A 451-nucleotide genomic window follows, 5' to 3' on the forward strand; every position below is an offset into this window, starting at 1 on the left:
TTGACAGCGTTTGCGTGGCTTTATAGCCATTTTGGCGGGTGCGGGTTTGTCCCTGCTCATCCACATAATCTTCATTATACGGCTCAACGCTTATGGGCGTGACATTTTGACTAGATACGCTAAAACCTTTACTTGCCACAAATTGCTGCAGCGCTTTATTTATATCCTATAGAGTATAGCAAACAAATATTGAATATTAATGGGATTTTTTTATCGCGATGGTTTTCGCCAAATTGTCTAATTGCCGTATGGGTTGTTTGTTATCCGTGGGCTGCTGATAGCGGATTTGTCGATATAGCGCGGCAAGTGCTTGAATGGCTGCCTTATCGGTGACTTTTGGCTCAAGTCGAGTAAGCCAAGCCAGCACCCCTTCACTATCCTGCCTGGCAAGCGTTTTGTCTTTTTTTGCCAAGCGATTGGATAACTGTATCATAATCCAATCATGTCTATC

At 43.5% G+C, this 451-nt stretch carries 1 protein-coding gene; it reads right to left on the bottom strand.

Going from position 1 to position 451, the window contains the following annotated elements:
* Positions 1–196: 196 nt before the first annotated feature.
* On the bottom strand, positions 197–451 hold a 255-nt coding region (locus M3175_RS26010), incomplete at its 5' end, for a DUF4129 domain-containing protein (protein WP_251524599.1).

This window comes from Robertmurraya korlensis (assembly GCF_023715225.1).
Lineage (GTDB): Bacteria > Bacillota > Bacilli > Bacillales > Cytobacillaceae > Robertmurraya_A.